Genomic DNA, 26,226 nt, shown 5'->3' with positions numbered 1-26,226 from the left:
TGCCCCCGCGCTGCCGCTCGACTTGCATGTGTTAGGCCTGCCGCCAGCGTTCACTCTGAGCCAGGATCAAACTCTTCACTTAAAACTGCATGGGTCCGAAAACCCAAATATTTCGAGTGCAGAGCCCGTTCCAGGCACCAAATTACTCGCTTGCATTTCTGCATTTGAATTGACTTGTTGCTCTGTTACGAACGTCTGCTCTATGGACATGCATCCACCAGCCAGACGCCCGCACAAGTCACCTGCGCACACTGTCAAAGATCCCAGGAACCGGCCTCAGCGCCGCATCCCTCTTTACCGCTGCCCCGTCGCACCAAAGTGCCCGAGGGAGCCGACTATCTTACAGCCAATTTCGATTCCGTCAACACCGTGTCGCAATCTTTTTTGGCCGCCCCGCCCTCCCGTTCCACCCCCTCAAGGGCCGCCCGGTCAGCGGGGCGCGCATTGTGCACAGCCGCAACCAGATTGGGAAGGGGGAGTGCGCGAATTTTTTGCTTGACACTCCGCGCGGCGGCACCGGATGTTCCCGCAGCCTCACTTTCAACCTCACTCCGGAGCCCGAATGCAACCGATCAAGGCCGTCGCACTGGTTTCCCTGCTGGCAGCCGGCGGCTGCGCCACGGGCGGCCAGCCCTGGGTCGAACTGGCCGGCCACCGCTACCAGGTGGAAATCGCCGACGACGATGCCGAGCGCGCCCGCGGCCTGATGTTCCGGGACGAACTCGCCCGCGACCACGGGATGCTGTTCATCCACGACGTCGAGGAGCCGCAGGCGTACTGGATGAAGAACACGCGGATTCCGCTGGACATCCTGTATTTCGACGATGCCCGCAGGCTGGTTTCCCAGCAGCGGGACGTGCCGCCGTGCGCCCTGGGCGACGGCTGCCCGCCATACCCCAGCGAGGCGCCCGCCCGCTATGTGCTGGAGCTCAATGCGGGCGAAGCGGCACGCCTCAAACTCGAGAACGGCGCGCAACTGACCTTCAGCGCGGACATTCCGCAACCCTGATCCCCGAACGCAAAAAGGGCCGCTTTCGCGGCCCTTTTCCTTCCGATGCGCAGACACGTCAGACTTCCATCATTTCGAAGTCGTCCTTCGTCACGCCACAATCCGGGCACGTCCACGTATCCGGAATGTCTTCCCAGCGCGTACCCGGGGCGATGCCCTCTTCCGGCAGTCCCTTGGATTCGTCGTAGATGAATCCGCAGACGACGCACATCCAGGTGCGGTAGACGGTGGCGGCGGCGACTTCGGTCATGGAGGGCTATCGGTTGAAATTTCGTGGGACGGGAGCGCATTTTGTCACGCCCCGCCCAAGGATGCTGCAGGCATGAACCCGCCCTGGCCGCGCCGCGGCCTGTACGCCATCACGCCCGATGAACCCGACACGCGACGGCTGCTGGCCCGCGTCGAGCCGGTCCTGCGGGCCGGTGCATCCTGGCTGCAGTACCGCAACAAGCACGCCAGCGACGATCTGCGCGCGGAACAGGCAATGGCGCTGCTGCCGATGTGCCGCAGCCTGGGCATTCCGCTGATCATCAACGACGACTGGGCGCTCGCCGCCGCCATCGGCGCCGACGGCGCGCATCTGGGCGAAGACGACGGCGAAATCGCGCTCGCGCGGCACGAACTGGGGCCGGACGCGATCCTCGGGGCGTCCTGCTACGACGACGCCGGCCGCGCCCGGCAGGCCGCGTTCGCCGGCGCCAGTTACATCGCCTTCGGCGCGTTTTTCCCCTCGCCCACCAAGCCCCACGCCCGTTGCGCCGCGCCGGCGCTCCTGCAGGAAGCGGCTGCGCTGGGTCTGCCACGGGTGGCGATCGGCGGCATCACCCCGGACAATGCGCGGCCGCTGGTCGCGGCCGGGGCCGACCTGCTGGCGGTGATCAGCGGCGTGTTCGATGCGCCCGACCCCGCGGCCGCCACCCGCGCCTACCTTTCCTGCTTCGAAGAATCCCCATGACCAACGATCGCTCCCATGCCCTGTTCGACCGCGCGAAGGAACTGATTCCCGGCGGCGTCAATTCGCCGGTACGCGCCTTCAAGTCGGTGGGCGGCGAGCCGTTCTTCGCGCAGCGCGCGGAAGGCGCGTACCTGTACGACGTCGATGGCAACCGTTACGTGGATTACGTCGGTTCCTGGGGACCGATGATCGCCGGCCATGCGCATCCGCAGGTGCTGGCGGCGGTCGAACGCACGATGCGCGACGGTCTGAGTTTCGGCGTGCCCAACGCGCTGGAAGTCACGATGGCCGAAGCGATCACGCGGATCGTGCCGAGCTGCGAGATGGTGCGCATGGTCAATTCCGGCACCGAGGCCACGCTGTCGGCGATCCGCGTGGCACGCGGCGCGACGGGACGCAGCCGCATCGTCAAGTTCGAGGGTTGCTACCACGGCCACGGCGACAGCTTCCTGGTGAAGGCCGGCAGCGGCGTGATGACGCTGGGATTGCCGAATTCGCCCGGCGTGCCCGCCGCGCTCGCCGACCTCACGCTGACGCTGCCGTACAACGATTTCGACGCGGCCACCAAACTGTTCGACGAAGTCGGCGGGGAAATCGCGGGCCTGATCATCGAACCCATCGTCGGCAACGCCAATTGCATCCTGCCGCGTGCGGGGTACCTGCAGCATCTGCGCGAGCTTTGCACGAAGCACGGTGCGCTGCTGATCTTCGACGAAGTGATGACCGGCTTCCGCGTCGCGCTCGGCGGCGCGCAGGCGCTGTACGGCATCACCCCGGACCTGAGCACCTTCGGCAAGATCATCGGTGGCGGCATGCCGGTGGGCGCGTACGGCGGACGCCGCGACCTGATGGCGCAGGTCGCGCCGAGCGGGCCGATCTATCAGGCCGGCACGCTCAGCGGCAATCCGGTGGCGATGGCGGCCGGTCTTGCAACGCTCGAGCTGATCCGCGTGCCGGGTTTCCACGAAGCGCTCGAACGCAGCACACACGCGCTTTGCGACGGCCTCGAAGCGGCAGCGCGCGAAGCCGGCATCGCGTTCACCACGACACGCGCACCGGGCATGTTCGGCCTGTATTTCCGCGAAGGGCCGGTGGAATCGTTCGAGGACGCGAAGGCGTCGGATACCGCGCGTTTCAACCGGTTCTTCCACGCGATGCTCGAACGCGGCGTTTACCTGGCGCCGTCGGCGTTCGAAGCGGGCTTCGTTTCCAGCGCGCATGGCGAAGCGGAGATCGCGCATACGGTGGCGGCGGCGAAGGAAGCGTTCGCGCTCGTGAGGTAACGAGTTCCGGTCCGGCTTCGGAGGGACGGCGCGGGAGCCGGGGAAGGGCTCCGCCGCTCCGTCCTTCGCTGTCCCTGCCCGGAGTCGCAGACGCGCGCCATGCATCCATGGCGCGCTCGGAGCCCTTCCCCGGCTCCCGCGCCTCTCGCGAGATCCACGCTTCCCGCTTCGATTGAAACACCGGGCATGCACGACAACGCACGGCATCGATAAAAAAAGCCCGGATTTTCCGGGCTTTTTATCTCAGCTTCCGACAAACGCGGCGATGGCCGCCCTCAATCGCGCCAGGCCTTCGCTGACATCTTCATCGCCGATGTTCAACGCGGGTACGAAACGCAATACGTCGGGGCCCGCCTGCAGGGTGAGCAGGCCGTGCTCGACGCAGCGATCCAGGATTTCGCCGGCCTTCCCCGCATACGGTTCGCGCAACTGCGCGCCGAGCATCAGGCCGCGGCCGCGGATCTCGGAGAAGATGCCGAACTCGGCATCGATCGCCGCCAGGCCGTCGCGCAACGCCTGCGATTGCCGGGCGACGTTGGCCAGCAGCGCCGACGACGACAGCTCGCGCAGCGCCGCGCGCGCGACCGCTGCGGCCAGCGGATTGCCGCCGAACGTGGTTCCGTGCGCGCCGAACTGCATGGCATCCGCGGCCTTGTCGCCGACCAGCATCGCACCGATCGGAAAGCCGCTGCCCAGCGCCTTGGCCAGCGTGACCACGTCGGGCACCACGTCGTAGGCGTGCGCGGCGAACAGGTGCCCGGTGCGGCCCATGCCGCACTGGATCTCGTCGAGCACCAGCAAGGCGCCGTGGCGATCGCACAGCGCGCGCAGTCCGTGCAGGAATTCCGGCGTCGCCGGCATGACACCGCCTTCGCCCTGCACCGGTTCGACCAGCACCGCGCAGACGTCGCCCGCTGCCATCGCCGCTTCGGCGCCGGGCAGATCGTTGAAGTCGCCGTAGCGGAAGCCCGGCGGCAGCGGCTCGTAACCTTCGTGGTATTTCGGCTGCGCGGTCGCCGTCACCGCTGCGAGGGTGCGGCCGTGGAAACTGCCGCGGAACGTGAGGATCGTGCGGCGTTCCGGCGTGCGGCCCTGTGCGGTCGCCCACTTGCGCACCAGCTTGATCGCGCCTTCGTTGGCTTCGGCACCGGAGTTGCAGAAGAACACGCGCCGGGCGAAACGCGAGGCTTCGACCAGTTCTTCGGCCAGACGCAACGGCGGTTCGCTGACGAAGACGTTGCTGGTGTGCCACAGCTTGCCAGCCTGCTCGGTCAGCGCCGCGAGCAGCGCCGGGTGCGCATGTCCGAGCGCGTTGACGGCGATGCCGGCGCCGAAGTCCACGTATTCGCGTCCGTCGCGGTCCCAGATCCGCGCGCCCTTGCCGTGGTCGAGCACGATCCGGCGCGGGCGGTAGACGGGCAGGTAGTAGCGCTCGGACAGCGCGAACAGCTCGGCGGACGTGCTCATGGCTTGGCAGGCGGGGGAAAGCGGCCATTTTGCCGCTTTTCCCGCCGCGCCGCCGCCATTACCAGCTGCCGGTGTTGGGCATCGACGCCCACGGCTCCTGCGGCGGCAGGTGGCCGTCCTGCAACAGTTCGATCGAGATGAGGTCCGGCGAGCGCACGAAGGCCATGTGCCCATCGCGCGGCGGGCGGTGGATCGTGTACCCCATCGCCTGCAGGCGCGCGCACGTCGCGTAGATGTCGTCGACGCGGAAGGCGAGATGGCCGAAATTGCGCGCCGAGCCGTAATCCTCGCCGGGCGAACCGTCTTCGGGCGGCCAGTTGTAGGTGAGCTCGATCTCGGCGTCCGGCGTTTCCGGTGCGGCGAGGAAGATCAGCGTGTACCGGCCCTGCGGATAGTCGATTCGCCGCTTCTGCACGAGGTCGAGGCCCTCGCAGTAGAAACGCAGCGAGGCGTCGATGTCGCGGATGCGGACCATGGTGTGGAGGTACTTCATGGCGAGCCCGTCGGCGGTCAGTCGAGGAAGAGATCGGGAAACAGCGGCTGCGAAGGATCCACCGCGTACCCGGAAAGATCGGTGACGCCGGCTTCGGCGAGCACTTCGTCGTCGATCAGGAAGCGGCCGCTGAAACCGGCGGCGGGGCGCGTCAGGATCGCGTGCGCGGCATCGGCCATGATCGCCGGCGAGCGGCCGTTGCCGGCGCTGACGCCCGGAATCATGTTCAGGGCATCGGTGGCGATCAGCGTGCGCGGCCACAACGCGTTCACCGCGACACCGCGTGGCCCGAATTCGCCGGCCAGGCCGAGCGTCACGAAGCTCATGCCCATCTTCGCCAGCGTGTAGCCGGTGTGCGGCGCCCACCACTTGGGATCCAGCGACGGCGGCGGGCACAGGGTAAGGATGTGCGGACTGGGCGCCTGCAGCAGGTGCGGCAGGCAGGCCTGCGCGCACAGGAAGCTGCCGCGCGCGTTGACCTGCTGCATCAGGTCGAAGCGCTTCATCGGCGTGTCGAGCGTGCCGCGCAGCCAGATCGCGCTGGCGTTGTTGACCAGGATGTCGATGCCGCCGAACGCGTCGACCGTCGCCGCGACGGCGGCCTTCACTTCGTCCTCTTCGCGGATGTCGCACTTCAGCGCGAGGCCGCGACCGCCGGCGTCGTTCACCGCTGCCGCCGCGGTGTGGATGGTGCCGGGCAGCTTGGGGTTGGCCACCGTCGACTTCGCCGCGATCGCGACGTTGGCGCCGTCGCGCGCCGCGCGCAGGGCGATGGCCAGGCCGATGCCGCGCGAGGCGCCGGTGATGAAGAGGGTCTTGCCTGCGAGCGTGGTCATGGCGTGCGTCTCACGGTTTGGGGCCCTGCCCTTCGTTGTCTTCCCACTTGAGCAGCCGGCGGGTGATGAAGCGATACACCGGCTTGCCCGTGACGAACCACGCCTCGCGCAACCACGAGTGGCGCTTGAGGATGCGTCGTTCAATCGGCGTCAGCGCATGCGGGCAGTACGTACGCTTGTGCTTGAGCAGGTGGCGCAGATCCTCGCGCGCGAGCAGGCGCATCCAGCGCGAACGCGGATGCCCGCGCGTGGCGAGCTGGAAGTCGATGATCCCCGGCGAGCCGTCGGCCAGTACCAGCCAGTTGGCTTCCTTCGCCAGGTCGTTGTGCGCCAGGCCGCGTCGGTGCACCTGCTGCAGCAGCCGGTGCGCCTTGCGGAAGTAGGCGGCATCATCGCGCGGCGGTCGCTGGTACATCGCGGCGCCGTCGAGGTAGCTGCGATCGAGGCGGCGGCCATCCCAGCACAGCAGTTGCGGCATCGCCTGCAGGCCGTGCACGCGTTGCAGCGCGCGGGCTTCGCGACGCGCGAGCCACCAGGCCGGCAGGCGCAGCCACGCCGGCACGTGCGCCAGGTCGCGACGCACGAACAGGCCGTGCCCGTCGCGCATCAGCGCGATGCGTCCGAAGCTGTCGGCCTTGAGCGCGGCGACTTCGTGCGGGCCGGTTTCGCGCGGGACGGAGGACATGGCGCCAGTGTAAGGAATCGTGCGCACGGCGGGCATCGCGCGGTGACGAAGTCGCGGCGGCGGCTGCCATAATCCGTCGATGGAACCGACCTGGATCGAAAGCGCCAGCGCGTGGATCAGCGCACATCCCTTCGCCGCGGGCGCGGTGACTTTCCTGATCGCGTTCTGCGATGCGCTGGTGATCCTGGGCTTCTTCGTTCCCGCGTTGCCGCTGCTGTTCGCCGTGGGTGCGCTGGTCGGACTGGGCCACGTCAACGGACCGTATGCGCTGGTGTGCGCAGCGCTGGGCGCGTTCGCCGGCGACGGCCTGAGTTTCTGGATCGGGCGCCGCTGGGGCACGCAGCTGCGCCAGCGCTGGCCGTTCGCGCGCTATCCGCAGTGGCTCGATCGCGGCGAGGCGCTGTTCCGCCGCAAGGGCATGCAGAGCATCTTCATCGCGCGCTTCATCGGCGCGGTGCGTCCGTTCGTGCCCGCCATCGCCGGGATGATGCACATGCCGGTGCGGCGCTACGCGGTTCCCAGCTTCGGCGCCTGCGTGCTGTGGTCGGCCGTGTTCCTCGCGCCCGGCTGGGTGCTGGGCGCTTCCTACGATGCGGTGGCGGCGGTGGCCGATCGCCTCGCGCTGGTGCTGGGCGGGCTGATCGCGGCGATCGCGCTGGTGTGGGCCTGCGTGCTGTACACGTGGCGCTGGTTCGCCGGCCACGCCGACAACCTGCTCGCGCGCGCGCTGAAGTGGACGCGCCAGCACCCGCACCTGGGCAAGTACGCCGCCGCGCTGATGGATCCGAACCGGCCCGAATCGCCCTCGCTGCTGGTGCTCGCCGTCAGCCTGCTGGCGATCAGCTGGGCCTGGTTCACCCTGCTCGCCTCGCTGCTGGCGAGCGGCGGGCCGCTGGCGCTCGACCACACCGTCCACGAGTTCATGTGGAATCTGCGCAATCCGCTGGCCGACCGGCTGATGGCGGGTCTGGCCAGCCTCGGCGACGCGCAGGTGCTCGGGCCGGCTGCGCTGGTCGCGCTGGCGTACCTGTTGTGGCGCAAGCGCTGGATGGCGGCCGCGCACTGGATCGCGGCGATCGTGTTCGGCCTGGTGTTCACCAGCCTGCTGGAAGCCGCGATCGTCATGCCGCGACCGCCCACGGCGCCGGAAGGCTTCGGTTTCCCCTCGATCGCAGTGACGATGACGACGATCGTGTTCGGCTTCTTCGCCGTGCTGATCGCACGCGAGCTGCCCGGGCGCAATCGCGTGTGGCCGTACCTGCTCGCCGGCGTGGTCACCACGGTCATCGGCTTCGCGCGCCTGTACCTCGGCGCGCACTGGCCCAGCGACCTCGTCGGCGGCACCTTGTTCGGCATCCTGTGGCTGCTGGTACTCGGCCTCGCCTATCGGCGCCATGTGGCGCGCTCGTTCTGGATGCGGCCGCTGGCGTGGGCGTTCTACACCGCCTTCGCCGCGGCGGCGTTGTGGCATGCACCGCGCTACGCGGACCGGCTGCTGGCGAAGTTCGCCGCCGCCGCGCCCACGACCACGCTGGCGGCCGAAGCGTGGTGGCAGCGCGACTGGGCGACGCTGCCGGCGCAACGCAACGAACGCGATGCGCGCCGGCGCTGGTCGCTCGACGTGCAGATCGCCGGACCGCTGCAACCGGTGCAGCGCGCGCTGGTGGCGCGCGGCTGGCGCGTGCAGCCGCAGGCCGACTGGGTGGCGACGCTGGGTCTGCTCGACGACGACAAGCCTGCACGCGAACAGGTGGTGCTGCCCGCGACGCTCGACGCACGGCCGGAAGAACTGTTGCTGCTGCATCCGGGTCGCACGCCGGACGAACAGATCGCGCTGCGCCTGTGGGCCGCGCCGGCGACGTTGCACGACGGCACCCCGCTGTGGATGGGCACGGCGCAGACGCTGCGCTACCGCAAACCGTTGCGCGCGGCATCGCTGTGGCTACCCGTCGCCGACGAGGGTTACGCGCATGCGCAGGTGCGTGAGGCGCTGAAGGAATTCCGTTCCGAAGAGAGCCAGCATCCGCAGGGCGTCGGCCTGGTGCTGCGCCTGCGCACCCGCTGAAACACGACGCCGCGAACCGGCTCAGACCAGCTGCAACAGGCGCTCCAGCCGCGCGTGCGGATCGTCCATCTGCAGCAGCTCCTGCCGCTGCGAATCGTGCAGCGGCAGCAGTTCCGCCAGACGCCAGCCGACCCACGCCGCATCGTCGAGCAGCGCGCGTTCGGCCTGCGCGTGCTCGCCCCCGAGCTTGCCGATGATCGAGTCGAGCAGCACCGGCAGCAGTCCGTGCTCGGGGTGCACGGACTGGTGGCCATCGAGGTCGCACCAGCGGACATCGGCCATCTGCAGGCCGTTGTCGCGCACTCGCGCCCGTTCGACGTGGAAGCGGCGGGCGCCGCGCACGCGCAGCGTGAGCAGGCCGTCGTCGCCCTGGCCGAAATCCTCGATCAGCGCCTCGGTGCCGAACGCGGCCGCGGTCGCCGGTTCGCCGACTTCCTCGCCCTTGAGGATCAGGCAGATGCCGAAGCCGCGACCGTTGCGTCCGCAGTCGCGCACCAGGTCCAGGTAGCGCGCCTCGAACACGCGCAGGCCCAGCGCCGCGCCCGGAAGCAGCACCGTGTGCAGCGGAAACAGGGCCAGCGATTCGGTGGGCATGGCCGCAGTCTATGCGAGGCGATGCCGCGGCCGCGTCGCGGCGTCGGCGACGTCAGGCGTTCTGCAACGCGGCCAGGAACCGCCGCGGCGCGCCGTCGAATCCGCCGTTGGACATGAACACGACATGGTCGCCGGCACGCACGCGTTCGCGCAGCGCGGCGATCAGATGGTCGGCGTCCGGCACGGTCACGCCCTCGCCGCGCAGTCCGGCCACGACCTTGCCGGCATCCCAGGCCAGTTCCGGCCGATGCAGGAACACCACGGCGTCGGCGAGGTCGAGCGACGGCGCCAGCGCATCGGCGTGCGCGCCCAGGCGCATGGAATTGCTGCGCGGCTCCATCGCGACGACGATGCGCGCGCTGCCGACCTTCGCACGCAGCCCCGCGAGCGTGGTGGCGATCGCGGTGGGATGGTGGGCGAAGTCGTCGTAGACGGTGATGCCGCCGGATTCGCCGATCACTTCGAGGCGGCGCTTCACGCTGCGGAAGGCGGACAGCGCCGGCAGCACGGTCGCCACGTCGACGCCCACCGCGTGCGCCGCGGCAAGCGCGGCCAGTGCGTTCATCACGTTGTGGCGGCCGAGCAGCGGCCAGTGCACCGCGCCGACCTCGACCCCGTCGTGGATCACGACGAAGGCGCTGCCGTCCTCGTTGATCATCCGCGCGGTCCAGTGGAATCCCGCGCGTGCCGCGGCGCCTTCGTCCGCGCGATCGCCGTGGGTCTGCGGCTGCGATGCACGCGGGATCAGGCTGGCGTCCAGACCGAAGGTTTCCACCGGCGTCCAGCAGCCCATCGCGAGCACTTCGGCGAGATAGCGATCCTCGCCATTGACGATCAGCCGGCCCCGGCGCGGCACGGTGCGCACCAGGTGGTGGAACTGGCGCTGGATCGCGGCGACGTCGGGAAAGATGTCGGCGTGGTCGTACTCGAGGTTGTTGAGGATCGCGACCAGCGGCCGGTAGTGCACGAACTTGCTGCGCTTGTCGAAGAACGCGGTGTCGTATTCGTCGGCTTCGACCACGAAGTCGCGGCCGCTGCCCAGTCGGGCGGAGACGCCGAAGTCTTCCGCCACGCCACCGATCAGGAAACCCGGCGCGCGGCCGGCGGCTTCAAGCAGATACGTCAGGATCGTCGTCGTGGTGGTCTTGCCGTGCGTACCGGCGACGGCCAGCGTGTCGCGGCCGGGCAGCACGTTTTCGGCAAGCCATTGCGCGCCAGAGTTGTACTTGCGGGCGTCGTCCAGCACCTGCTCGACCGCGGGGTTGCCGCGCGAGAGCGCGTTGCCGACCACGATCTCGTCGCAGTCGGCGGAAATGTTGTCGGCGAGATAGCCCTGGCGCAGCGCGATGCCGAGCTGCTCCAGCTGCGTCGACATCGGCGGGTAGATGTTCTGGTCGCTGCCTTCGACGTCGTGGCCGAGTTCGCGCGCCAAAGCGGCGACACCGCCCATGAAGGTGCCGGCGATGCCAAGAATATGAAGTTTCACAGACGCTCCCGATGAATCCGCTGCCATCCATGGCGCAACGAACAGGCTTACGGATCGTCCGGCCCGGCCATCCGTAGCCGGGCGTTCGCCGACGCGCGAACTGCCGGCAGGGCAGTCCGCAAACGCGTCAGCTCACCCGACCTCATGCGCCGGCACGATCGCCTCGACGATCCGCGCGAACACGTCGTCCAGCGAACCCACGCCGTTGACCACGTTGAGCTGGCCCTGCTGGCGGTAGTAGTCGATCACCGGCGCGGTCTGCTCGTTGTAGACCTGCAGGCGCTTGCGCACCGATTCGGGGCTGTCGTCCTCGCGGCCTTCGGCCTTGGCGCGGCCGGCGATGCGTTCGACCAGCATTTCCGTGGGCACTTCGAGTTGCACCGCGTAGTCCATGGGCTGGCCGATGCGGGACAGCAGCTTGCCCAGCGCGTCGGCCTGGGCCAGGTTGCGCGGGTAGCCGTCGAGGATGAAGCCGTTCTTCGTGTCGGGACGCGAGAAGCGGTCTTCGAGCATGCCCAGCAGGATCGCGTCGCTGACCAGTTCGCCGCGCGCCATCACTTCCTTCGCTTCCAGGCCGAGCTTGCTGCCGGCGGCCACTTCGGCGCGCAGCAGGTCGCCGGTGGAAATGTGCGGCACCTGCAGGTGTTCCTTCAGCCTCGCGGCCTGGGTGCCCTTGCCGGAACCGGGGGCACCGAGCAATACCAATCGCATCAACATCACTCCTGAGGACGGAAAAACGGGGAGGCCCCCAGGGCGGCGCTACACTCCAGCGGCCGGGCCTTCGGGCGGCGAAATTCGGGCGGCCAGCTTACCCCATCCCGCCGTGCAGGCTGGCGGAATGCCTGCCGTCGCGGGCTCGCAAGGCCCGCACGGGGACGGCGGCCCGAGCGGCGCAGGCCGGTCCGCGGCCCGCCCGCACGCCTTCCCGGAACGACGTTTTCGACCCCAACGGAGCATCGATCGCCATGGCTTCTGGAAACCTGCTGTACGCCCAGTCCGGCGGCGTCACCGCCGTCATCAATGCCACCGCCGCGGCGGTGATCGGGGCCGCCCGGGCCCGCAAGGTGAAGGTGCTGGCGGCGCGCAACGGCATCCTCGGCGTACTGCGTGAAGAACTGATCGATACCTCGAAGGAATCCGCGGCCGCCATCCGCGCCCTCGCGCACACGCCGGGCGGTGCCTTCGGTTCGTGCCGGGTCAAGCTCAAGTCGCTCGAACAGGACCGCGCGCGCTACGAGCGCCTGCTCGAGGTGTTCAAGGCGCACGACGTGCGCTGGTTCCTCTACAACGGCGGCAACGATTCGGCCGACACCGCGCTGAAGGTCTCGCAGCTCGCCGCGGAATTCGGCTACCCGCTCACCTGCGTGGGCGTGCCCAAGACGGTCGACAACGACCTGGCCGTGACCGACTGCTGCCCGGGCTTCGGCTCGGCGGCCAAGTACACCGCGGTGTCGGTGCGCGAATGCGCGCTCGACGTGGCCGCGATGGCGGACACCTCGACCAAGGTCTTCGTCTACGAAGCCATGGGCCGCCACGCCGGCTGGCTCGCCGCCGCGGCCGGGCTGGCGGGCCGCGGTACCGACGAAGCGCCGCACCTGATCCTGTTCCCCGAACGGCCCTACGAAGAAGCCGCGTTCTTCGCGCAGGTGAAGGCGACGGTCGAACGCGTGGGCTACTGCGTGGTCGTGGCCAGCGAAGGCATCCAGACCGCGGACGGCAGGTTTGTCGCCGATGCGGGCGGCGGCAAGGATTCCTTCGGCCACACCCAGCTCGGCGGCGTCGCCTCGTACCTGGCCGGCCGGGTGAAGGACACGCTCGGCTACAAGGTGCACTGGACACTGCCCGACTACCTGCAGCGTTCGGCCCGGCACCTGGCATCGAAGACCGACCTGGCGCAGGCGCAGGCAGTCGGCAAGGCCGCAGTGGAACTCGCGCTCAAGGGCCGCAACGCGGTGATGCCGGTGATCGTGCGCACCGCCGACGCGCCCTACCGCTGGAAGATCGAAGCCGCGCCGCTCGACCGCATCGCCAACCACGAAAAGAAGATGCCGGCGAACTTCATCCGCAAGGACGGTTACGGCATCACCGACGCCGCGCGCCGCTACCTCGAACCGCTGATTCGCGGCGAAGCGCCGCCGCCGTACGGGCGCGACGGTATTCCGCGCTACGTGGTGCTGAAGAACGTGCTCGTGAAGGCGAAGCTGCCCGCCTTCGACGGCTGAGCATCACGCCGGAAGCATTGCGGTCACGTCGCTTCAGCTTCTTCGACAGGTCGCCCGAACGGCTCGAAACACTTCGCGGAGCGGATTCGCCGCCTCGCTAGCTCGACGCGAGCGCGCTGACCATGACGTAGTACCCGTCGGGGTCGCGGAGTGCGAACTCCATGGTGCCCGTATTCGGATTGATATTCGGCTCTTCTTCGAACCCGGGAACCAGGGCGCGGGCGCGGGCCAGCGTTTCGTCGAAGTCGTCCACGCGGAAGAACAGCAGGAGTCCGTTGCCGGGTTGCGAGCTCCCCGGACTGGTCAGGGTGGGATGATCGTGCGCGCCCCACTGATGAAGACACAGCAGGACCGTCCCGTCCGCATCCACGATCTGTCCGAAGTAGCTATGGGCCGGGCCCGTATCGGGCTGACCGAACAGCGACTGATACCAGCTGAAGCTGCGGGCGACGTCGGCAACGCCGATGATGGTCCAGGTGCATCTCATGGTTCCTCCTATGGGCTGGTGCCCGGTTCGCACGCGTGCCCTTCCACGCGCATCTGCGCGGCGTATAGCGACACCTTCGGCCGATCCCCGGTCTTGGCCTGCGTGGCGGCGTCCTTCAGATAGATGCGCGCGCGTCCCTGTGCATCGAGTGCGGGCGGAGCAGCGTCTCCCGGCTTGCGCCAGACGCGCACTACCGCCAGTTGCGAAGGGCAAGCCGCGTTGGGCACCCGGATCTCGTCGTTGAACTTCCAGCCCGTCGCTACCGACGGCTGCGCCTTCGCGAAATCGACGAAGCGCGCGCGCGGCTGGCACGTCGGCGAACTGCGTACCGCGACGAAGCGGTAAGGCTGTGCCGCATCGCCGGTGAACACGCCTTCCAGGCGCGCACAGGCTTCGGGAATGGAACGCACGGTGTGGACCGCGCCGACCGCCTGTGGCGTGCCCATGGGGCGGGCAATCTCCGGCGTACCGGCGGCAGCGGGCAGAGCGAAGGCGACCAGCAGGGGAAGGAGCTTGCGCATCGCGGCACTCCGGCAAGGACCGGGACGCAGGCTGGCACGCATCGCCTGAACGCGTTTTGACACCTCGGCCCCGTTGCAGCCCATGGCCAGGCGTGATGGCGATCACCCGCGCGCGCCGTGTTTTCGCGGGAAATGTGCCATAGTCGGGCCGTTGCCCCGTGCGCCGTGATGCCTGACCGTCGCGCTGGGCCACGCTTACAACCTGCGGTATTTCCCAGAAATTCCTAATTGTCCACTCGGGGGAGGGTTCATGCTGGAGCAGTACGGTTTGCCCTTGGCGCTGGTTTGCGCCGTCATCGCGATCCTGTACGGGATCGTTTCCGCGCGCTGGATCGGCGCACAACCCGCCGGCAACGAACGCATGCAGCAGATCGCCGGCGCGATCCAGGAAGGCGCGCGCGCCTATCTCAACCGCCAGTACACGACGATCGCGATCGCGGGCGTCGTGCTGTTCGTCGTCATCGGTTTCTTCCTCAGCTGGTACACCGCGATCGGCTTCCTGATCGGCGCGGTGCTCTCGGGCGCGGCGGGCTACATCGGCATGAACGTGTCGGTGCGCGCCAACGTGCGCACGGCGGAAGCCGCGCGTTCCGGCATCGGCAAGGCGATGGACGTTGCGTTCCGCGGCGGCGCGATCACCGGCATGCTCGTCGTGGGCCTGGGCCTGCTCGGCGTCGCCGGCTATTACGCGTTGCTGACGCACCATCTGGGCGTCGAAGGCGAAGACGCGTTGCACGCGCTGGTCGGCCTGGCGTTCGGCTCGTCGCTGATCTCGATCTTCGCGCGACTGGGCGGCGGCATCTTCACCAAGGGCGCGGACGTGGGCGCTGATCTCGTCGGCAAGGTCGAAGCGGGCATTCCCGAAGACGATCCGCGCAATCCGGCGGTGATCGCGGACAACGTCGGCGACAACGTCGGCGACTGCGCGGGCATGGCGGCGGACCTGTTCGAGACCTACGCGGTCACCGTGATCGCGACGATGCTGCTGGGCGGCCTGATGAGCGCCGACGCGGGCCACAACTCGGTGCTGTACCCGCTGGTGCTGGGCGGCGTCTCGATCATCGCGTCGATCATCGGCACCTTCTTCGTCAAGGTGAAGCAGGGCGGCTCGATCATGGGCGCGCTGTACAAGGGCGTGATCGTGTCGGCGGTGCTGGCGGCGATCGCGTTCTACCCGATCACCACGCAGCTGATGGCCGACTCCAGCTACGGCGCGATGAACCTGTACTGGTGCGCGCTGATCGGCCTGGTGCTGACCGGCGCGATCGTGTGGATCACCGAGTACTACACCGGCACGCAGTTCAAGCCGGTGCGCCACATCGCGCAGGCCTCGACCACCGGCCACGGCACCAACATCATCGCCGGCCTGGGCGTGTCGATGAAGTCGACGGCGATGCCGGTGGTGGTGATCTGCGCCGCGATCTGGGGCGCGTACGCGCTCGGCGGCCTGTACGGCATCGCCATCGCCGCCACCGCGATGCTGTCGATGGCCGGCATGATCGTCGCGCTCGACGCCTACGGCCCGATCACCGACAACGCCGGCGGCATCGCCGAAATGTCGGAACTGCCGCCGGAAGTGCGCAACATCACCGATCCGCTCGACGCGGTGGGCAACACCACCAAGGCGGTGACCAAGGGGTATGCGATCGGATCGGCGGCGCTGGCAGCACTCGTGCTGTTCGCCGACTACACGCACAACCTGCAGGCCAACAACCCGGGCGTGGCGTTCACCTTCGACCTGTCCGACCACATGGTGATCATCGGCCTGCTGATCGGCGGCCTGATCCCGTATCTGTTCGGCGCGATGGCGATGGAAGCGGTGGGCCGCGCCGCCGGCGCGGTGGTGGAGGAAGTGCGCCGCCAGTTCCGCGACATACCCGGGATCATGCAGGGCACCGGCAAGCCGCAGTACGACAAGGCCGTGGACATGCTGACGAAGTCGGCGATCAAGGAAATGATCGTGCCCTCGCTGCTGCCGGTCGCGGTGCCGGTCGTGGTCGGCCTGCTGCTCGGTCCGAAGGCGCTGGGCGGCGTGCTGATCGGCACGATCGTCACCGGGCTGTTCGTGGCCATCTCGATGACCACCGGCGGAGGCGCGTGGGACAACGCCAAGAAGTACATCGAGGACGGCAACTTCGGCGGCAAGGGCTCCGAGGCGCACAAGGCCGCGGTCACCGGCGACACGGTCGGCGATCCCTACAAGGACACGGCCGGCCCCGCGGTGAACCCGTTGATCAAGATCATCAACATCGTGGCGCTGTTGCTGGTCCCGCTTCTCTGAGTAACGTTGTCGCGCGCAACGCGACGATCACTTCCCCTATCCCCGCACCGCGGGGAGAGGGCAAAGGGTGAGGGGACGGCGGCCGCAAGGCCGCCGTTGCTTTTTGGGGAAGTCAAAAGCGCCCCTCATCCGCCCAGCCCTCAGCGGGCTATCGCCCCCTTCGACCTTCTCCCCGCGACGCGGCGAGAAGGACTTTGTCGGCGTCGCCCCGCGCTGACATATCCCGGACGCTTTTGGATTAGGGCAAGGCACTGGATCCCCGCCTTCGCGGGGATGACGAGCCAGTGCTGCGTGCATGCGCGTCGCATCGATTGATCTGCATTGCCCGGCTCACACTCGAACCGAAGCCACTATCCCCACGCTCGCGACAAGCACTGCCCGCCGGCAGGGGGTTGCGGAGAGCGGGCCATGGATGGCCCGCGGCCCGACTAAAGGCAGGACTGCCGTCCGGAGGGTCGGAGCAACCCCCTGCCGGCGGGCAGCGCGTCCTGCCGAAGCGAGGCGCCCCCTCGCACCAATCGCACGCGCGCCCGTCGCACCCATCGCATCCGCGCGCCGCCGGGTCGCCACGCCGAACGGCGAAAATCACCGGATCTCCGCCTTCGCAGGGACGACCGCTGCGACATCGCCGCGCTGCTGCAGCGCAGCAGCCGCAAGGTTAGAATGCGCGCCCTCCCCCTTCCCCCGCGCCGGCCCTTGGGCCGCCGCCAGCACGTCGGAGCACGCAATGGGCCTGGACCTCGTCCCCACCGGCAAGAACCCGCCGGACGAAATCAACGTCATCATCGAAATCCCCAAGGACGCCGAACCGGTCAAGTACGAAGTCGACAAGGCGTCGGGCGCGATCTTCGTCGATCGCATCCTGTCCACGCCGATGCGCTATCCGTGCAACTACGGCTACGTCCCGCACACGCTGTGCGGCGATGGCGATCCGGCCGACGTGCTGGTGATCCTGCCGCTGCCGCTGGTCCCGGGCTCGGTGATCCGCTGCATACCGGTCGGCGTGCTGAAGATGACCGACGAGGCCGGCAGCGACGAGAAGCTGATTGCCGTGCCCGTGCCGAAGATCTTCGGCGGCTACGCGCACATCACCGACATCGAGCAGGTGTCGAAGCATTGGCTGGAACGCATCGGCCACTTCTTCGAGCACTACAAGGATCTCGAAAAGGGCAAGTGGGTGAAGCTGGACGGCTTCGGCGGTGCAGCCGAAGCCAAGACCATCCTGCTCGATGCGATCAAGCGTTACGAAGACAGCGCGGACAAGCCGAATTTCTGATTCGCGCTCGGCGGATGAAAAAACGGCGGCCAGCGGCCGCCGTTTTCGTTTCGGCATGCGTGCGGCGTTGCGGCCGTCAGGCGTTGTCGCCGAGTTCCCGCTGCGCGCCAGCCGACGGCGACGCAGCCGCCGGACGGGCGACGGCGACCTTGACGATCATCGTCTGCAACGCGCTGTACCAGCTCAGTTCGTTGTTGAGGTGCAGCTTCTCGGCCAGTGGTCGGATTTCGGCGACGTACGCCGCGAGCAGCCGCCGGTAATCCTCATGCCCCTCGGGCCGGTCGCCATGGCGGAACCACAGTCCCTGCCAGGCCCGGGTGAAACGCTGCGTGGCCGCACGCAGCGGCTGCACGTTGGGATGCGCGACGATGTCGGCGAAGAGCAGGCCGAAGTGCGCGTTGAGTTCCCACGGATTCATCACCACCGGCACGTTCACGCTTTCGCACGGGAACGACGCGACCTGTCCCGCGGCGGGCACCACCTGCCGCGTCGGCCAGCCGTTGGCCGGCATGTTGTGCGGGCGCCCACGCCCGACCAGATCCCAGAATCCGCCGCCGCCCACGGTATCGATCACCAGGTGCACGCGCGAGTGCGTCGCGTCGTTGAGCACGCTGTGCTGGCGCCAGGTGTCGAAGATCCAGCACTCGCCGGCGGCCATGTTGATGGTCTCGCCGCCGCACTCGAAGCGCACGGTGGGCTGGGTCACGATCGGCACGTGCACGCGCACGCGCTCGATCCAGTAGTAGCCCTGGTCGGCATGGCGCGTGACCTCCGCCTGTCCCGCCAGCCGCATCAGCCGGCTGCGGCCGACCGTGGCGCCGATGCTGGCGAAGACCTGGCTCAGGTACGGGCAGCGGCGCAGGTACTCGGTGGGACGCATGGTGCCGGCGAACGCTTCGTTGTCCGCATCGCCGTCGACGGCCACCAGCGGCAGCATCGAATTGCCGGGAAAACCCTGCGGATGCGGGCGCCAGCTGGATTCTTCGATGGCTTCGACTTCGGCGGCCAGCGTCGCGGCATCGAACAGCAGCGGCAGCTGGATGAAGGGAACCGGCAACTTCATGCGTGCACCTCGGGAACGGCGGCGCCAATGCTACGCGGCCTCAGTGCCGTCCTGCACGCAGCAGCCACAGGCCGATCAGGCGCGAGACCACGACCGCGACGTAACCCACGCCGCAGAACTGCTCGAGGATGGTCAGCACGCGCGCCGGCGCGCCCAACGGCAGGATGTCGCCGAGGCCGGCCGCGGAGAGATTGGTGACGCTGAAGAACAGCAGTTCCAGCCACGAGCGCGGCCGGCCGGGTTCGACGGCGCCGGTGAAGCTGCCCGGGTACCAGAACTGGCACACGAGATAGAGGTAGGCGAAGCCCCACGCGAGCAGGGTGAAGGTCGCGCCGGCGGCGAACAGTTCGTCGCTGGTCACGCGGTGGTCGCTCAGCATGTAGGCGATCAGGCTGCCAGCGGCATAGAAGTACAGCAGCGCTTCCAGCAGCGAGGACCAGACCAGCAGCCCGTTGATGCCGGTCGCCACCGACAGCAGCGACAGGACGAAGGCCGGCACCGCCATCGCCCAGGCGATCCATCCGATCGCCGGCGAGCGGTTGACCACCCACACGGCCAGCACCACCACCAGCGCGCTGAAGCCCGCGAAAACCACGCGGCCGCCGGTACCGTCCAGCAGCGGATACAGCAGCAGGCTGAGCAGTTGCGCGGCCAGCAGGAAGGCGGAGGGATGGCGTCGCGCATGCACGCGCCAGCGCGACGGTCGTGGGGCGGAGTCGTTCATGCGGCGAGTGTGCCGCAGCGGCGCGGGCCCCGCACGGTGCCCAAAAGACTACGGCCCCTCGCGGGGCCGTAGCGGTGTTGCTCAGCGGATCCTGACGGATCAGAAGCGCTGCTGGTACTTCACGTAGACCACGCGACCGATGTCGAAACCACCGTAGTACGGGAAGTTCGAGCTCGGCTGGGTGAACATCGTCGGGCCGAGGTGGTTGAACGCGTTGTTCGCGCCCACGGCGACGGTGGCTTCCCACGGCAGCTTGGCGGCGACCTGCACGTCGTGGAACGTGTTGGAGCCCAGGCGGTTGATCGCGTCCGGCACGCCGTTGGCGATGCGGTCCGGATCCGAGCACGGACGGTTCGGCACGCAGCTCTCGTAGATGCCCGAGTAGTAACGCGCGGTCCAGTTGGCGCTCCAGATGCCCTTGGTCCAGTTCACGCCGAAGTTCGAGCGCAGGCGGAACACGCCGCCGGTGCCGACCTGGCCGACCATGATGTTGTTGCCTTCATCGTCCTGCGACAGGGTGTCGTACTTGCTGGTGTACGAGTTGTCCCAGTTGATCGTGAACTTGCCGAACGAGGTCTCGGGCAGCTTGTAGCCGACGTTGAAGTCCCAGCCTTCCGTTTCCAGCGCGCCGAGGTTGGCCAGGCCGAAGAACATGTTGGTGATGTGGCCATCGGCGGCGCGGGTGATGCCGGCGCAGCGACTGGCATCGCCCAGCACGTAGCAGTCGCTCAGGATGCGGTCGACCGAGTCCGAGATGATCGCGTTGTCGAGCTGGTAGTTGTACCAGTCGAGTTCGATGTCGAGGCCTTCAACCCACTTCGGGCTCCATACGATGCCGGCGGTCTTGGTCTTGGCGGTTTCCGGAGTGAGGTTCGGGTTGGAACCGCTCAGGAACTGGTCCGGCGTCTGGCACGGATAGCCGGTGCAGGGCACCAGGCCCTGGCCGAGCTGCACGTAGCCGAGCGGGACGCCCGCCGCGTTGCAGGCCGCATTGCCGTTGACGCTGTTGGTCGCGCCGACGCCGCACGGGTCGGTGTACGACTCGAAGCTGCCACCGATGCCGCCGTACAGGTCGTTGATCGACGGCGCGCGGAAACCCTCGGCGTAGGTGCCGCGGACCAGCAGGCCGTCCATCGGACGCCAGCGGAACGAGAACTTGCTGTTGGTGGTGTTGCCGAAGTTCGAGTAGTCCGAGTAGCGGCTGGCGATGTTGAAGGCCAGTTCCTTGGCGAACGGCATGTCGGCCAGAACCGGGATCTCGAGTTCCGCGTAGTACTCGTCGAGCGAGTACGCACCCGCGGTGGTCGTCGCCGGCAGGCCGGTGCTCAGGCCCGTCTGCGCGAACGCATCCGGCACGAAGCGGCCGTCTTCCGAACGGTGCTCGTAACCGACCGCCAGGCCGAGGTCACCGGCCGGCAGCGCGAACAGCGTGCCCGACAGGTTGGCGCTGTAGGTCTTCGAGTTGGTGCGACCGGTGTCGGTGTACTGCGGGAACAGGTACGCGATCAGGTCCGGGTTGTTGGTGAGCGAACCCTGCTGGGCATCGCCGAACGGAGCCAGCGGATTCCACGGCACGCACTCGCCGTTGCCGAAGTTGGTGCCGTAGGAGATCGGGTCGGCGGCGCTGCCGCACTCGACGCGGCCGGTGGCCGGGTTGAACCACGAGGCGCCCAGGGCCTGTTCGGCGGCCAGCAGGCTGGCGTCACCGCGCGAGTTCTTGATGTTCTCGTTGCGGTTGATGTTGGCGCCGATGTCCCAGTCCCAGTAGTTCTCGCCGATCTGGAAGCTGCCTTCGAAGCCGGCGGCGACGCGGAAGGTCTCCAGCTTGCTTTCGGTGCGACGCGGCATTTCCCACAGGCGGCGGCGGAAGCTCAGGTCCTCGCCCGGGGTCGGGCTGAAGAAGCTGTCGCCCGACAGCGGCGTGCCGAAGGCGGCCGACTGGAACGGATAACCGGCGATCTGCTGCTGCGTGGTGCGCTTGTTGTACTGCAGGTCGGCCTTGAAACGGACGTTGTCGGTGATGTCGAACGTGCCGTTCACGAACACCGACTGGCGCTCGATGCCGGTCTGCACGTACATCTGCTCGTTCGAGTTGGCGTACTGGTCCGGGGTGAGCGGGGTGTAGTTGGCCGGATTGGTCGGATCCGCGCCCGGGGTCAGCGTGCACCAGGTCAGGGCGCCGCCCGGACCGCACGGCAGCAGGGCCGAGCCGTTCTGGCTCACCGGGCTCCAGCCCGAGAACGGATAGTCGTCGGCGTAGCCCGAGCCGACGTTGCCGTAGGCGGAGAACGGACGGTCCTTGGCGAACACCGGCTCTTCCTTCGCGTACTCGAAGGACACGGTCAGGCTCGAACGGTCGCCGACGTTACCCATGGTCAGGTCGTACGACTGCTTCTCGCCGTCGCCCTGGCTGTACTGGCCCAGGTACGCGTTGGCTTCGATGCCGTCGAAGTTGGTGCGGGTGATCACGTTGACCACGCCGGCGATGGCGTCGGAGCCGTACAGCGCCGAGCCGCCGTCCTTCAGGACGTCGATGCGTTCGATCGCCGACACCGGGATCTGGCTCAGGTCCTGCAAGCCGCTGGTCGAAATGCCCAGACGCTTGCCGTTGACCAGGACCAGGGTGCGCTGGGCGCCGAGGTTGCGGATGTCGATGTAGTAACCACCGACGTCTTCGCCCGAAGCCAGGGCCTGCGCGCGCGAGATCGCCGGCGAGCCCGCCGAGGTCAGGTTCTGCAGGATGTCGGCGACCGAGGTGAAGCCCTGCTGCTGGATCTGCTGGCGGGTCACCTGGATGACCGGCTGCGCGGTCTCGATGTCGGACTGGCGGATGCGCGAACCGGTCACCTCGATGCGATCGAGCGTGGTCGCATTCTCGGCGGGGGCCGCTTCCTGCGCGCCGGCGAAGGCCGGGGCCAGGGCGAGCGCGATGCTGACGGGCAAAAGGCCGCGCTGCATCGCGGTGTGGCGATGGGTCATCTGTTCTCTCTCCGGATGATCGTTGGTATTGCGATCGTTATTGGCGCGTTAAAACGCTTTGGCACGTTACGTTCACGTCCGCAGCGACGCTTTGCGGCGCACGACGGGTGCATTTGCCGCTTTAGGCGGCGCGCAGGACTGCACGGAGTGCTTGCAATCGCAGGCATTGCGTGCGCGATCAGCAACACGCGTAAACAACAAGCGCAACGCTTTGCGGCGCTCGACGGAAGCGTTTGCTGCTTCGGGCAATACGCAGGAAATGCGAAGCACGTTGCAATCGCATGCGCGCGCAACAACGCGTGCAAACATCTGGCGCGGCGCCGTGCGGCGTTCGGGGACGTGCTGGCCGCTTCAGGCGAAGCGCAAGGAAGGCGAAGCGCAAGGAAGGCACAGCGCATTTGCACTGCGCGCAGCACGCGCAAACAAAAAGCGCGCGGAAAAAATCCCGCGCGCTTTAGCACCAGGCCAGAATCCGGGCGGCTTACGTACCGGTGCGCAAGGCGCTGCGCCGCAGCGGCGTGTTGGCGGCTTCAGGCGCGGGCGCGCGCGCACCCTGGCGGTACCGCGATGCCGGCACCCCGAAGCGGGCGCGGAACGCACGCGCGAAGCTGCAGCAGTTGTCGAAGCCGCACGCCGCCGCGACCTCGCCGATCATCATCGAGGTGTTCTCCAGCAGTTCCGCGGCGCGCTCGATGCGCAGGCGCGCCGCCGCGGCCTGCGGACTCTCGTCGTAAAGCGACAGGAAGGTCTTGGAGAAGTACCAGCTGGAGAAGCTGGTGAGCTCGGCAAGTTCGCTGATGCGGACGATGCGGTCGCTGTTGCCTTCCAGGTACAGGCGCGCGCGCTGCAGGCGACCGAACACCTGGCGCTTGCGCGTGCGCGAGCGGCCGGGGCACCGCGGCACGCGCGCAGCGAGCTCGCGCTGCACGCCCGCCAGCTGCAGCAGCAGCGGCCGCAGCTGGCCGATGTCGGCCGCCGGCATGCGGGTGGCGGTGTCGCGCCACTGGCGCAGGATGATGCGCAGGTCGTGCCGGGCCAGGCGGCCGCGGCCCGCATACAGGGTCACGTCGGACAGACGGCCCAGCGCACGCAGGACGTCGCTGCCCAGGCTCAGCCCGATGCACAGGCCGTGGCGGTCGCTCTGCACCAGCGGGCGCGAGTCCCGCTCCAGCGCGATCCATTCGCCGCGCTGCAGCTGGAACCGTCCCTCCCGGGCTTCCACCCAGGAACTGCCGCGGACCTGCACCCAGACCGAGAAGCCGCCGTTCTCCAGGTGCACGCTACCGAGCCGGGCCACGCCGATGCAGCCGGCCTGAGCCGGGTCGGCCAGCTCGGGCTGCAGGATCTGGCCACGCTCGGCCCACTGTGTCGCTTCCACCGGTCCACCTCATCTGTGCCATTACTGGCTGGTGGATTTGCCCGATGACGCCGCGGGCATCAGGAAAGTTGGCGGAGAGTTGTGCGAAATCTGGCCGAAACCGCTTCCGAAGGTTTTACGAAAACGTTTTCCCGTTTGCGGACAAGCAGTTGCGTCAGGGCGGCCCGATGGGCTCGGCGGACACGGTAAGCGGCATGAAACCGATATCACCGCCGTCCCAGAGCGAAAGCGTGACGTAGATCGCATCGGCGCGCGGGGCCAGGCTGAAGCCGCTGGGCCCGGTCCGGCGGTTGCGGTCGACACACAGCAGCGGCTTGGTCTCGCCCAGCCGGCGCAGGGCCGACGCGCAGTCCGGCTGCCGCTCGAGGTAGTAGACGCGCCCGTCGGCGGCCACCGTCCATGCCCGGTAGCGCGCCACCTCCGGTACCCGGTCGTCGATCTGGCCGATGCTCGCGGGCGACAACGCCAGGTCCGCCTGCCACAGGCCCGGCCGGCCGGGGCGCGCAAACAGCACGCGGTGGCCGGCCGCGTCGACCCGTGCAACGGCCACGTCGGGGATGGTGGCGAGCCGCTGCCACGGGCGGGTGCGGCGGTTGTAGAGCTCCAGCTGCAGGCGCCCCTGGTCGCCGCCGGCGACCAGCAGCACGCGACTGTCGTCCCCGGGCAGGTACAGCGCCTGCACCACGTTGGGCTGCGGGCTGGGCAGGCGGACGACCTGACCGCTGGCGGGCGTCACCTCGTACAGGCCGAAGCCGGCCGCGGCGTTGCCCACCACCAGCAGGCGGCGGCTGTCGCGTGACCAGTCCGGCGGGTGCCAGGATTCCGGCCGCAGCCCGTCGATCAGCCGCAGCGACTCGGGCCGACGCAGGTCCGCCCACCACAGGCCGAAGTCGCCGGAGCGGTCGGAGGTGAACACGATCTGCTGGTCATCCGGGGCGATGACCGGCAGGCGGTCGCGTCCCGAGGACGGGAACAGGCGGTCGACCCCGTGGCGGCCGTCCAGCGCGACGCGGTGGATGCCGAAGTAGCTGCGTGCTTCCGAGAAGGCGATCGCGGGCACGCGCGCGGCGATCGTCGGCTCGACCGCGTCTTCCACGCCCATTTCCTGGACCAGGCCGCTGTCGAGGTCGACCTGGACCAGCCGGCTTTCGCTACCGCTCCAGCGCGCCAGTACGATGCTGCGCCCGTCGGGCATCCAGTCCCAGCCGCGGATATCGGTGTGCAGCCGGGTCAACCTCTGCGCGGTACCGCCGGTGCTGGGAATCCGGTACAGGTCGCCCACCGGCGAGTTGCGCACGAACACGATCCAGCGTCCGTCCGGCGAATAGTGCGGGGCGAAGTCGACGTCGCCCGCGCTCGCGCCGTAATCCAGCAGGCGCCATTCGCCGGTGTTGAGATCGAGCAGGCGCAGGCCGACGCCGCCGGTCGGCGTGCCGCGGCTGCCGAACACCAGGCCGCGACCGTCGAAGGTCCAGTCGAAGCTGGGCGGATTGCGCGGATCGCAGGACCCGACGCTGCGCTCGGTGCCGCCGTTCGACGGCAGCACCATCACCGTGCAGCTCTCGCCCGTCACCACGCGCAGGAAGGCGATCTCGCGCCCGTTCGGCGACCAGGCCGGCGCGCTGTCGGCGGCGCCTTCCTGCGGATGGCTCAGTTGCCGCGGCGTGCTCGGATCGGTGGTCTGCACCATGATCGCCGTGTTGCGCTGGCCCGGCGGCGTCGCGACGTAGGCCACCAGCGCGGCGTCCGGCGACAGGCTCGGACTGCTTTCGATGCCCGGCACCGAGGTAATGAGGCGATAGCTCGCGGTCGCCACCGGCCGCGCGCTGGCCGATGCCCGCAGCGCCGGACGCTCGGCGTCCTCGCGCCGCAGCGACCACAGCAACACGAGCGCGAACATCAGGCCGGCCGCCGCAAGTGCACCGGCGATGGCCTTCCAGCCACCGCGGATGTCCACCGGCGCCGGGCCATAACGCGGCCACGCCGGCGCCGGTGCGACGGCCGCCGCGGCATCGGCGGCGGGCACCACCGGTTCGTTCGCCGGCGCCTCGTCGAGCAGTTCGACCGGCGCCAGCAGGCGGTAGCCGTACTTCGCAATGGTCTCGATGTAGCGCGGATTGCCGCGCTCGTCGTCGAACCCCTTGCGCAACTGCGTGATCGCCTGCGTCACCACGTCGTCGGTGGGCATCGTCCCGGCCCACACCTGCGCCAGCAGCGCATCGCGGCTCACCACGCGGCCGCCCTGCTCGATCAGGGCCGCGAGCACCGCGATCGCCTTCGGCGTCACGCGACGCGGACGACGCGCCGACGGCGCGTGGATTTCGCGCAGCGGCATGTCCACCGTGCACTCTCCCACGCGCAAGCGGGCCGAGAGCAACGATGAATGGGGCAACGGGAACGTCGGCATGAATGCGCAATGATG

General features: G+C 68.5%; 22 protein-coding genes and 1 rRNA gene. 7 read left to right on the top strand and 16 right to left on the bottom strand.

Annotation, left to right across the window (positions count from 1 at the left end):
* Positions 1–82: ribosomal RNA gene (locus ACFPN1_RS15905) — 16S ribosomal RNA — on the bottom strand; the annotation flags it as partial.
* Between the two features lie 480 nt (positions 83–562).
* Here ACFPN1_RS15905 and ACFPN1_RS15900 point away from each other — a divergent pair.
* Positions 563–1,009: a DUF192 domain-containing protein gene (locus ACFPN1_RS15900; protein ID WP_386756194.1), complete on the top strand. Its 447-nt coding sequence runs from the start codon at positions 563–565 to the stop codon at positions 1,007–1,009.
* Between the two features lie 58 nt (positions 1,010–1,067).
* Here ACFPN1_RS15900 and ACFPN1_RS15895 read toward each other — a convergent pair whose 3' ends face one another.
* A complete protein-coding gene (locus ACFPN1_RS15895) occupies positions 1,068–1,259 on the bottom strand; it encodes a rubredoxin (RefSeq protein ID WP_386756192.1) in 192 nt (63 codons plus the stop codon).
* Positions 1,260–1,331: 72 nt separating this feature from the next.
* Between ACFPN1_RS15895 and thiE the strand changes: the two genes are divergently transcribed.
* Positions 1,332–1,964, top strand: a complete 633-nt coding sequence (gene thiE / locus ACFPN1_RS15890) for a thiamine phosphate synthase (RefSeq protein WP_386756191.1) — start codon at positions 1,332–1,334, stop codon at positions 1,962–1,964.
* Positions 1,961–3,247, top strand: coding sequence for a glutamate-1-semialdehyde 2,1-aminomutase (hemL, locus tag ACFPN1_RS15885; protein WP_386756190.1), 1,287 nt, complete (start codon positions 1,961–1,963; stop codon positions 3,245–3,247). The genes thiE and hemL overlap by 4 nt, the downstream gene beginning before the upstream one ends.
* A 243-nt stretch (positions 3,248–3,490) precedes the next feature.
* Here the strand turns inward: hemL and ACFPN1_RS15880 are convergent, their stop codons facing one another.
* The 4 genes from ACFPN1_RS15880 to ACFPN1_RS15865 are packed head-to-tail and all read right to left on the bottom strand — an operon-like array spanning position 3,491 to position 6,728.
* Complete coding sequence (locus tag ACFPN1_RS15880; RefSeq protein ID WP_386756188.1) at positions 3,491–4,714, bottom strand: acetylornithine/succinyldiaminopimelate transaminase; 1,224 nt, start codon at positions 4,712–4,714, stop codon at positions 3,491–3,493.
* A 58-nt stretch (positions 4,715–4,772) separates the two neighbouring features.
* Complete coding sequence (locus tag ACFPN1_RS15875) at positions 4,773–5,207, bottom strand: VOC family protein (RefSeq protein WP_386756187.1); 435 nt, start codon at positions 5,205–5,207, stop codon at positions 4,773–4,775.
* Positions 5,208–5,224: 17 nt separating this feature from the next.
* Positions 5,225–6,043: an SDR family oxidoreductase gene (locus ACFPN1_RS15870; RefSeq protein WP_386756186.1), complete on the bottom strand. Its 819-nt coding sequence runs from the start codon at positions 6,041–6,043 to the stop codon at positions 5,225–5,227.
* Between the two features lie 10 nt (positions 6,044–6,053).
* Positions 6,054–6,728 (bottom strand): phosphotransferase, encoded by a 675-nt coding sequence (locus ACFPN1_RS15865; protein WP_386756185.1) that lies wholly within the window; start codon positions 6,726–6,728, stop codon positions 6,054–6,056.
* Between the two features lie 79 nt (positions 6,729–6,807).
* Between ACFPN1_RS15865 and ACFPN1_RS15860 the strand changes: the two genes are divergently transcribed.
* Entirely contained in the window at positions 6,808–8,793 is a 1,986-nt protein-coding gene (locus tag ACFPN1_RS15860; protein WP_386756184.1) for a bifunctional DedA family/phosphatase PAP2 family protein, read from the top strand.
* Between the two features lie 21 nt (positions 8,794–8,814).
* Here ACFPN1_RS15860 and ACFPN1_RS15855 read toward each other — a convergent pair whose 3' ends face one another.
* From ACFPN1_RS15855 to ACFPN1_RS15845, 3 genes are all read right to left on the bottom strand, one after another.
* Positions 8,815–9,387 (bottom strand): LON peptidase substrate-binding domain-containing protein, encoded by a 573-nt coding sequence (locus ACFPN1_RS15855; protein ID WP_386756183.1) that lies wholly within the window; start codon positions 9,385–9,387, stop codon positions 8,815–8,817.
* A 52-nt stretch (positions 9,388–9,439) separates the two neighbouring features.
* Positions 9,440–10,837 carry a Mur ligase family protein gene (locus tag ACFPN1_RS15850; RefSeq protein ID WP_386756197.1) on the bottom strand — a complete coding sequence of 466 codons (1,398 nt, stop codon included), beginning with the start codon at positions 10,835–10,837 and terminating at the stop codon, positions 9,440–9,442.
* A gap of 168 nt (positions 10,838–11,005) precedes the next feature.
* Positions 11,006–11,584 (bottom strand): adenylate kinase, encoded by a 579-nt coding sequence (locus ACFPN1_RS15845; protein ID WP_386756182.1) that lies wholly within the window; start codon positions 11,582–11,584, stop codon positions 11,006–11,008.
* A 254-nt stretch (positions 11,585–11,838) separates the two neighbouring features.
* Between ACFPN1_RS15845 and ACFPN1_RS15840 the strand changes: the two genes are divergently transcribed.
* On the top strand, positions 11,839–13,095 hold the full coding sequence (locus tag ACFPN1_RS15840; RefSeq protein ID WP_386756180.1) for a 6-phosphofructokinase: 1,257 nt from the start codon (positions 11,839–11,841) through the stop codon (positions 13,093–13,095).
* A gap of 97 nt (positions 13,096–13,192) precedes the next feature.
* Here ACFPN1_RS15840 and ACFPN1_RS15835 read toward each other — a convergent pair whose 3' ends face one another.
* Both ACFPN1_RS15835 and ACFPN1_RS15830 read right to left on the bottom strand, forming a co-directional pair.
* Positions 13,193–13,582: a VOC family protein gene (locus ACFPN1_RS15835; RefSeq protein WP_386756179.1), complete on the bottom strand. Its 390-nt coding sequence runs from the start codon at positions 13,580–13,582 to the stop codon at positions 13,193–13,195.
* Between the two features lie 8 nt (positions 13,583–13,590).
* Complete coding sequence (locus tag ACFPN1_RS15830; RefSeq protein WP_386756178.1) at positions 13,591–14,145, bottom strand: hypothetical protein; 555 nt, start codon at positions 14,143–14,145, stop codon at positions 13,591–13,593.
* A 208-nt stretch (positions 14,146–14,353) separates the two neighbouring features.
* Between ACFPN1_RS15830 and ACFPN1_RS15825 the strand changes: the two genes are divergently transcribed.
* Together ACFPN1_RS15825 and ppa are read left to right on the top strand one after the other, a co-directional pair.
* Complete coding sequence (locus ACFPN1_RS15825; RefSeq protein ID WP_386756177.1) at positions 14,354–16,384, top strand: sodium-translocating pyrophosphatase; 2,031 nt, start codon at positions 14,354–14,356, stop codon at positions 16,382–16,384.
* Positions 16,385–17,111: 727 nt separating this feature from the next.
* Complete coding sequence (gene ppa, locus ACFPN1_RS15820) at positions 17,112–17,660, top strand: inorganic diphosphatase (RefSeq protein ID WP_386756176.1); 549 nt, start codon at positions 17,112–17,114, stop codon at positions 17,658–17,660.
* Between the two features lie 76 nt (positions 17,661–17,736).
* On the opposite strand, the gene ACFPN1_RS15815 is transcribed toward ppa, so the two are convergent.
* The 5 genes from ACFPN1_RS15815 to ACFPN1_RS15795 form a co-directional block, all read right to left on the bottom strand.
* Positions 17,737–18,723, bottom strand: a complete 987-nt coding sequence (locus ACFPN1_RS15815) for an aspartyl/asparaginyl beta-hydroxylase domain-containing protein (protein WP_386756175.1) — start codon at positions 18,721–18,723, stop codon at positions 17,737–17,739.
* Positions 18,724–18,763: 40 nt separating this feature from the next.
* The gene (locus ACFPN1_RS15810; protein WP_386756173.1) at positions 18,764–19,447 is read right to left on the bottom strand and encodes an ion channel; all 684 of its coding nucleotides are present in this window, start codon (positions 19,445–19,447) and stop codon (positions 18,764–18,766) included.
* Positions 19,448–19,546: 99 nt separating this feature from the next.
* Positions 19,547–22,426 carry a TonB-dependent receptor plug domain-containing protein gene (locus ACFPN1_RS15805; RefSeq protein ID WP_386756172.1) on the bottom strand — a complete coding sequence of 960 codons (2,880 nt, stop codon included), beginning with the start codon at positions 22,424–22,426 and terminating at the stop codon, positions 19,547–19,549.
* 481 nt (positions 22,427–22,907) lie between these two features.
* The gene (locus tag ACFPN1_RS15800; protein WP_386756171.1) at positions 22,908–23,804 is read right to left on the bottom strand and encodes an AraC family transcriptional regulator; all 897 of its coding nucleotides are present in this window, start codon (positions 23,802–23,804) and stop codon (positions 22,908–22,910) included.
* Positions 23,805–23,958: 154 nt separating this feature from the next.
* Entirely contained in the window at positions 23,959–26,139 is a 2,181-nt protein-coding gene (locus tag ACFPN1_RS15795) for a winged helix-turn-helix domain-containing protein (protein WP_386756169.1), read from the bottom strand.
* Positions 26,140–26,226: the final 87 nt, after the last annotated feature.

The organism is Lysobacter yangpyeongensis, assembly GCF_042655745.1.
GTDB lineage: Bacteria > Pseudomonadota > Gammaproteobacteria > Xanthomonadales > Xanthomonadaceae > Agrilutibacter > Agrilutibacter yangpyeongensis.
The sequence above is the reverse complement of the archived record's forward strand: the minus strand, read 5'-3'. Positions and strand labels throughout refer to the sequence as shown.

Bases quoted from the DNA above. Each gene is read 5' to 3' on its own strand.
- ACFPN1_RS15860 (WP_386756184.1), top strand. From the start codon at position 6,808: ATGGAACCGACCTGGATCGAAAGCGCCAGCGCGTGGATCAGCGCACAT.
- ACFPN1_RS15895 (WP_386756192.1), bottom strand. From the start codon at position 1,259: ATGACCGAAGTCGCCGCCGCCACCGTCTACCGCACCTGGATGTGCGTC.
- ACFPN1_RS15900 (WP_386756194.1), top strand. From the start codon at position 563: ATGCAACCGATCAAGGCCGTCGCACTGGTTTCCCTGCTGGCAGCCGGC.
- ACFPN1_RS15830 (WP_386756178.1), bottom strand. From the start codon at position 14,145: ATGCGTGCCAGCCTGCGTCCCGGTCCTTGCCGGAGTGCCGCGATGCGC.
- ACFPN1_RS15835 (WP_386756179.1), bottom strand. From the start codon at position 13,582: ATGAGATGCACCTGGACCATCATCGGCGTTGCCGACGTCGCCCGCAGC.
- ACFPN1_RS15825 (WP_386756177.1), top strand. From the start codon at position 14,354: ATGCTGGAGCAGTACGGTTTGCCCTTGGCGCTGGTTTGCGCCGTCATC.
- ACFPN1_RS15845 (WP_386756182.1), bottom strand. From the start codon at position 11,584: ATGCGATTGGTATTGCTCGGTGCCCCCGGTTCCGGCAAGGGCACCCAG.
- ACFPN1_RS15875 (WP_386756187.1), bottom strand. From the start codon at position 5,207: ATGAAGTACCTCCACACCATGGTCCGCATCCGCGACATCGACGCCTCG.
- ACFPN1_RS15795 (WP_386756169.1), bottom strand. From the start codon at position 26,139: ATGCCGCTGCGCGAAATCCACGCGCCGTCGGCGCGTCGTCCGCGTCGC.
- ACFPN1_RS15855 (WP_386756183.1), bottom strand. From the start codon at position 9,387: ATGCCCACCGAATCGCTGGCCCTGTTTCCGCTGCACACGGTGCTGCTT.
- ACFPN1_RS15815 (WP_386756175.1), bottom strand. From the start codon at position 18,723: ATGAAGTTGCCGGTTCCCTTCATCCAGCTGCCGCTGCTGTTCGATGCC.
- ACFPN1_RS15850 (WP_386756197.1), bottom strand. From the start codon at position 10,837: ATGGGCGGTGTCGCCGCTTTGGCGCGCGAACTCGGCCACGACGTCGAA.
- thiE (WP_386756191.1), top strand. From the start codon at position 1,332: ATGAACCCGCCCTGGCCGCGCCGCGGCCTGTACGCCATCACGCCCGAT.
- hemL (WP_386756190.1), top strand. From the start codon at position 1,961: ATGACCAACGATCGCTCCCATGCCCTGTTCGACCGCGCGAAGGAACTG.
- ACFPN1_RS15865 (WP_386756185.1), bottom strand. From the start codon at position 6,728: ATGTCCTCCGTCCCGCGCGAAACCGGCCCGCACGAAGTCGCCGCGCTC.
- ACFPN1_RS15810 (WP_386756173.1), bottom strand. From the start codon at position 19,447: ATGAACGACTCCGCCCCACGACCGTCGCGCTGGCGCGTGCATGCGCGA.
- ACFPN1_RS15805 (WP_386756172.1), bottom strand. From the start codon at position 22,426: ATGACCCATCGCCACACCGCGATGCAGCGCGGCCTTTTGCCCGTCAGC.
- ppa (WP_386756176.1), top strand. From the start codon at position 17,112: ATGGGCCTGGACCTCGTCCCCACCGGCAAGAACCCGCCGGACGAAATC.
- ACFPN1_RS15870 (WP_386756186.1), bottom strand. From the start codon at position 6,043: ATGACCACGCTCGCAGGCAAGACCCTCTTCATCACCGGCGCCTCGCGC.
- ACFPN1_RS15840 (WP_386756180.1), top strand. From the start codon at position 11,839: ATGGCTTCTGGAAACCTGCTGTACGCCCAGTCCGGCGGCGTCACCGCC.
- ACFPN1_RS15880 (WP_386756188.1), bottom strand. From the start codon at position 4,714: ATGAGCACGTCCGCCGAGCTGTTCGCGCTGTCCGAGCGCTACTACCTG.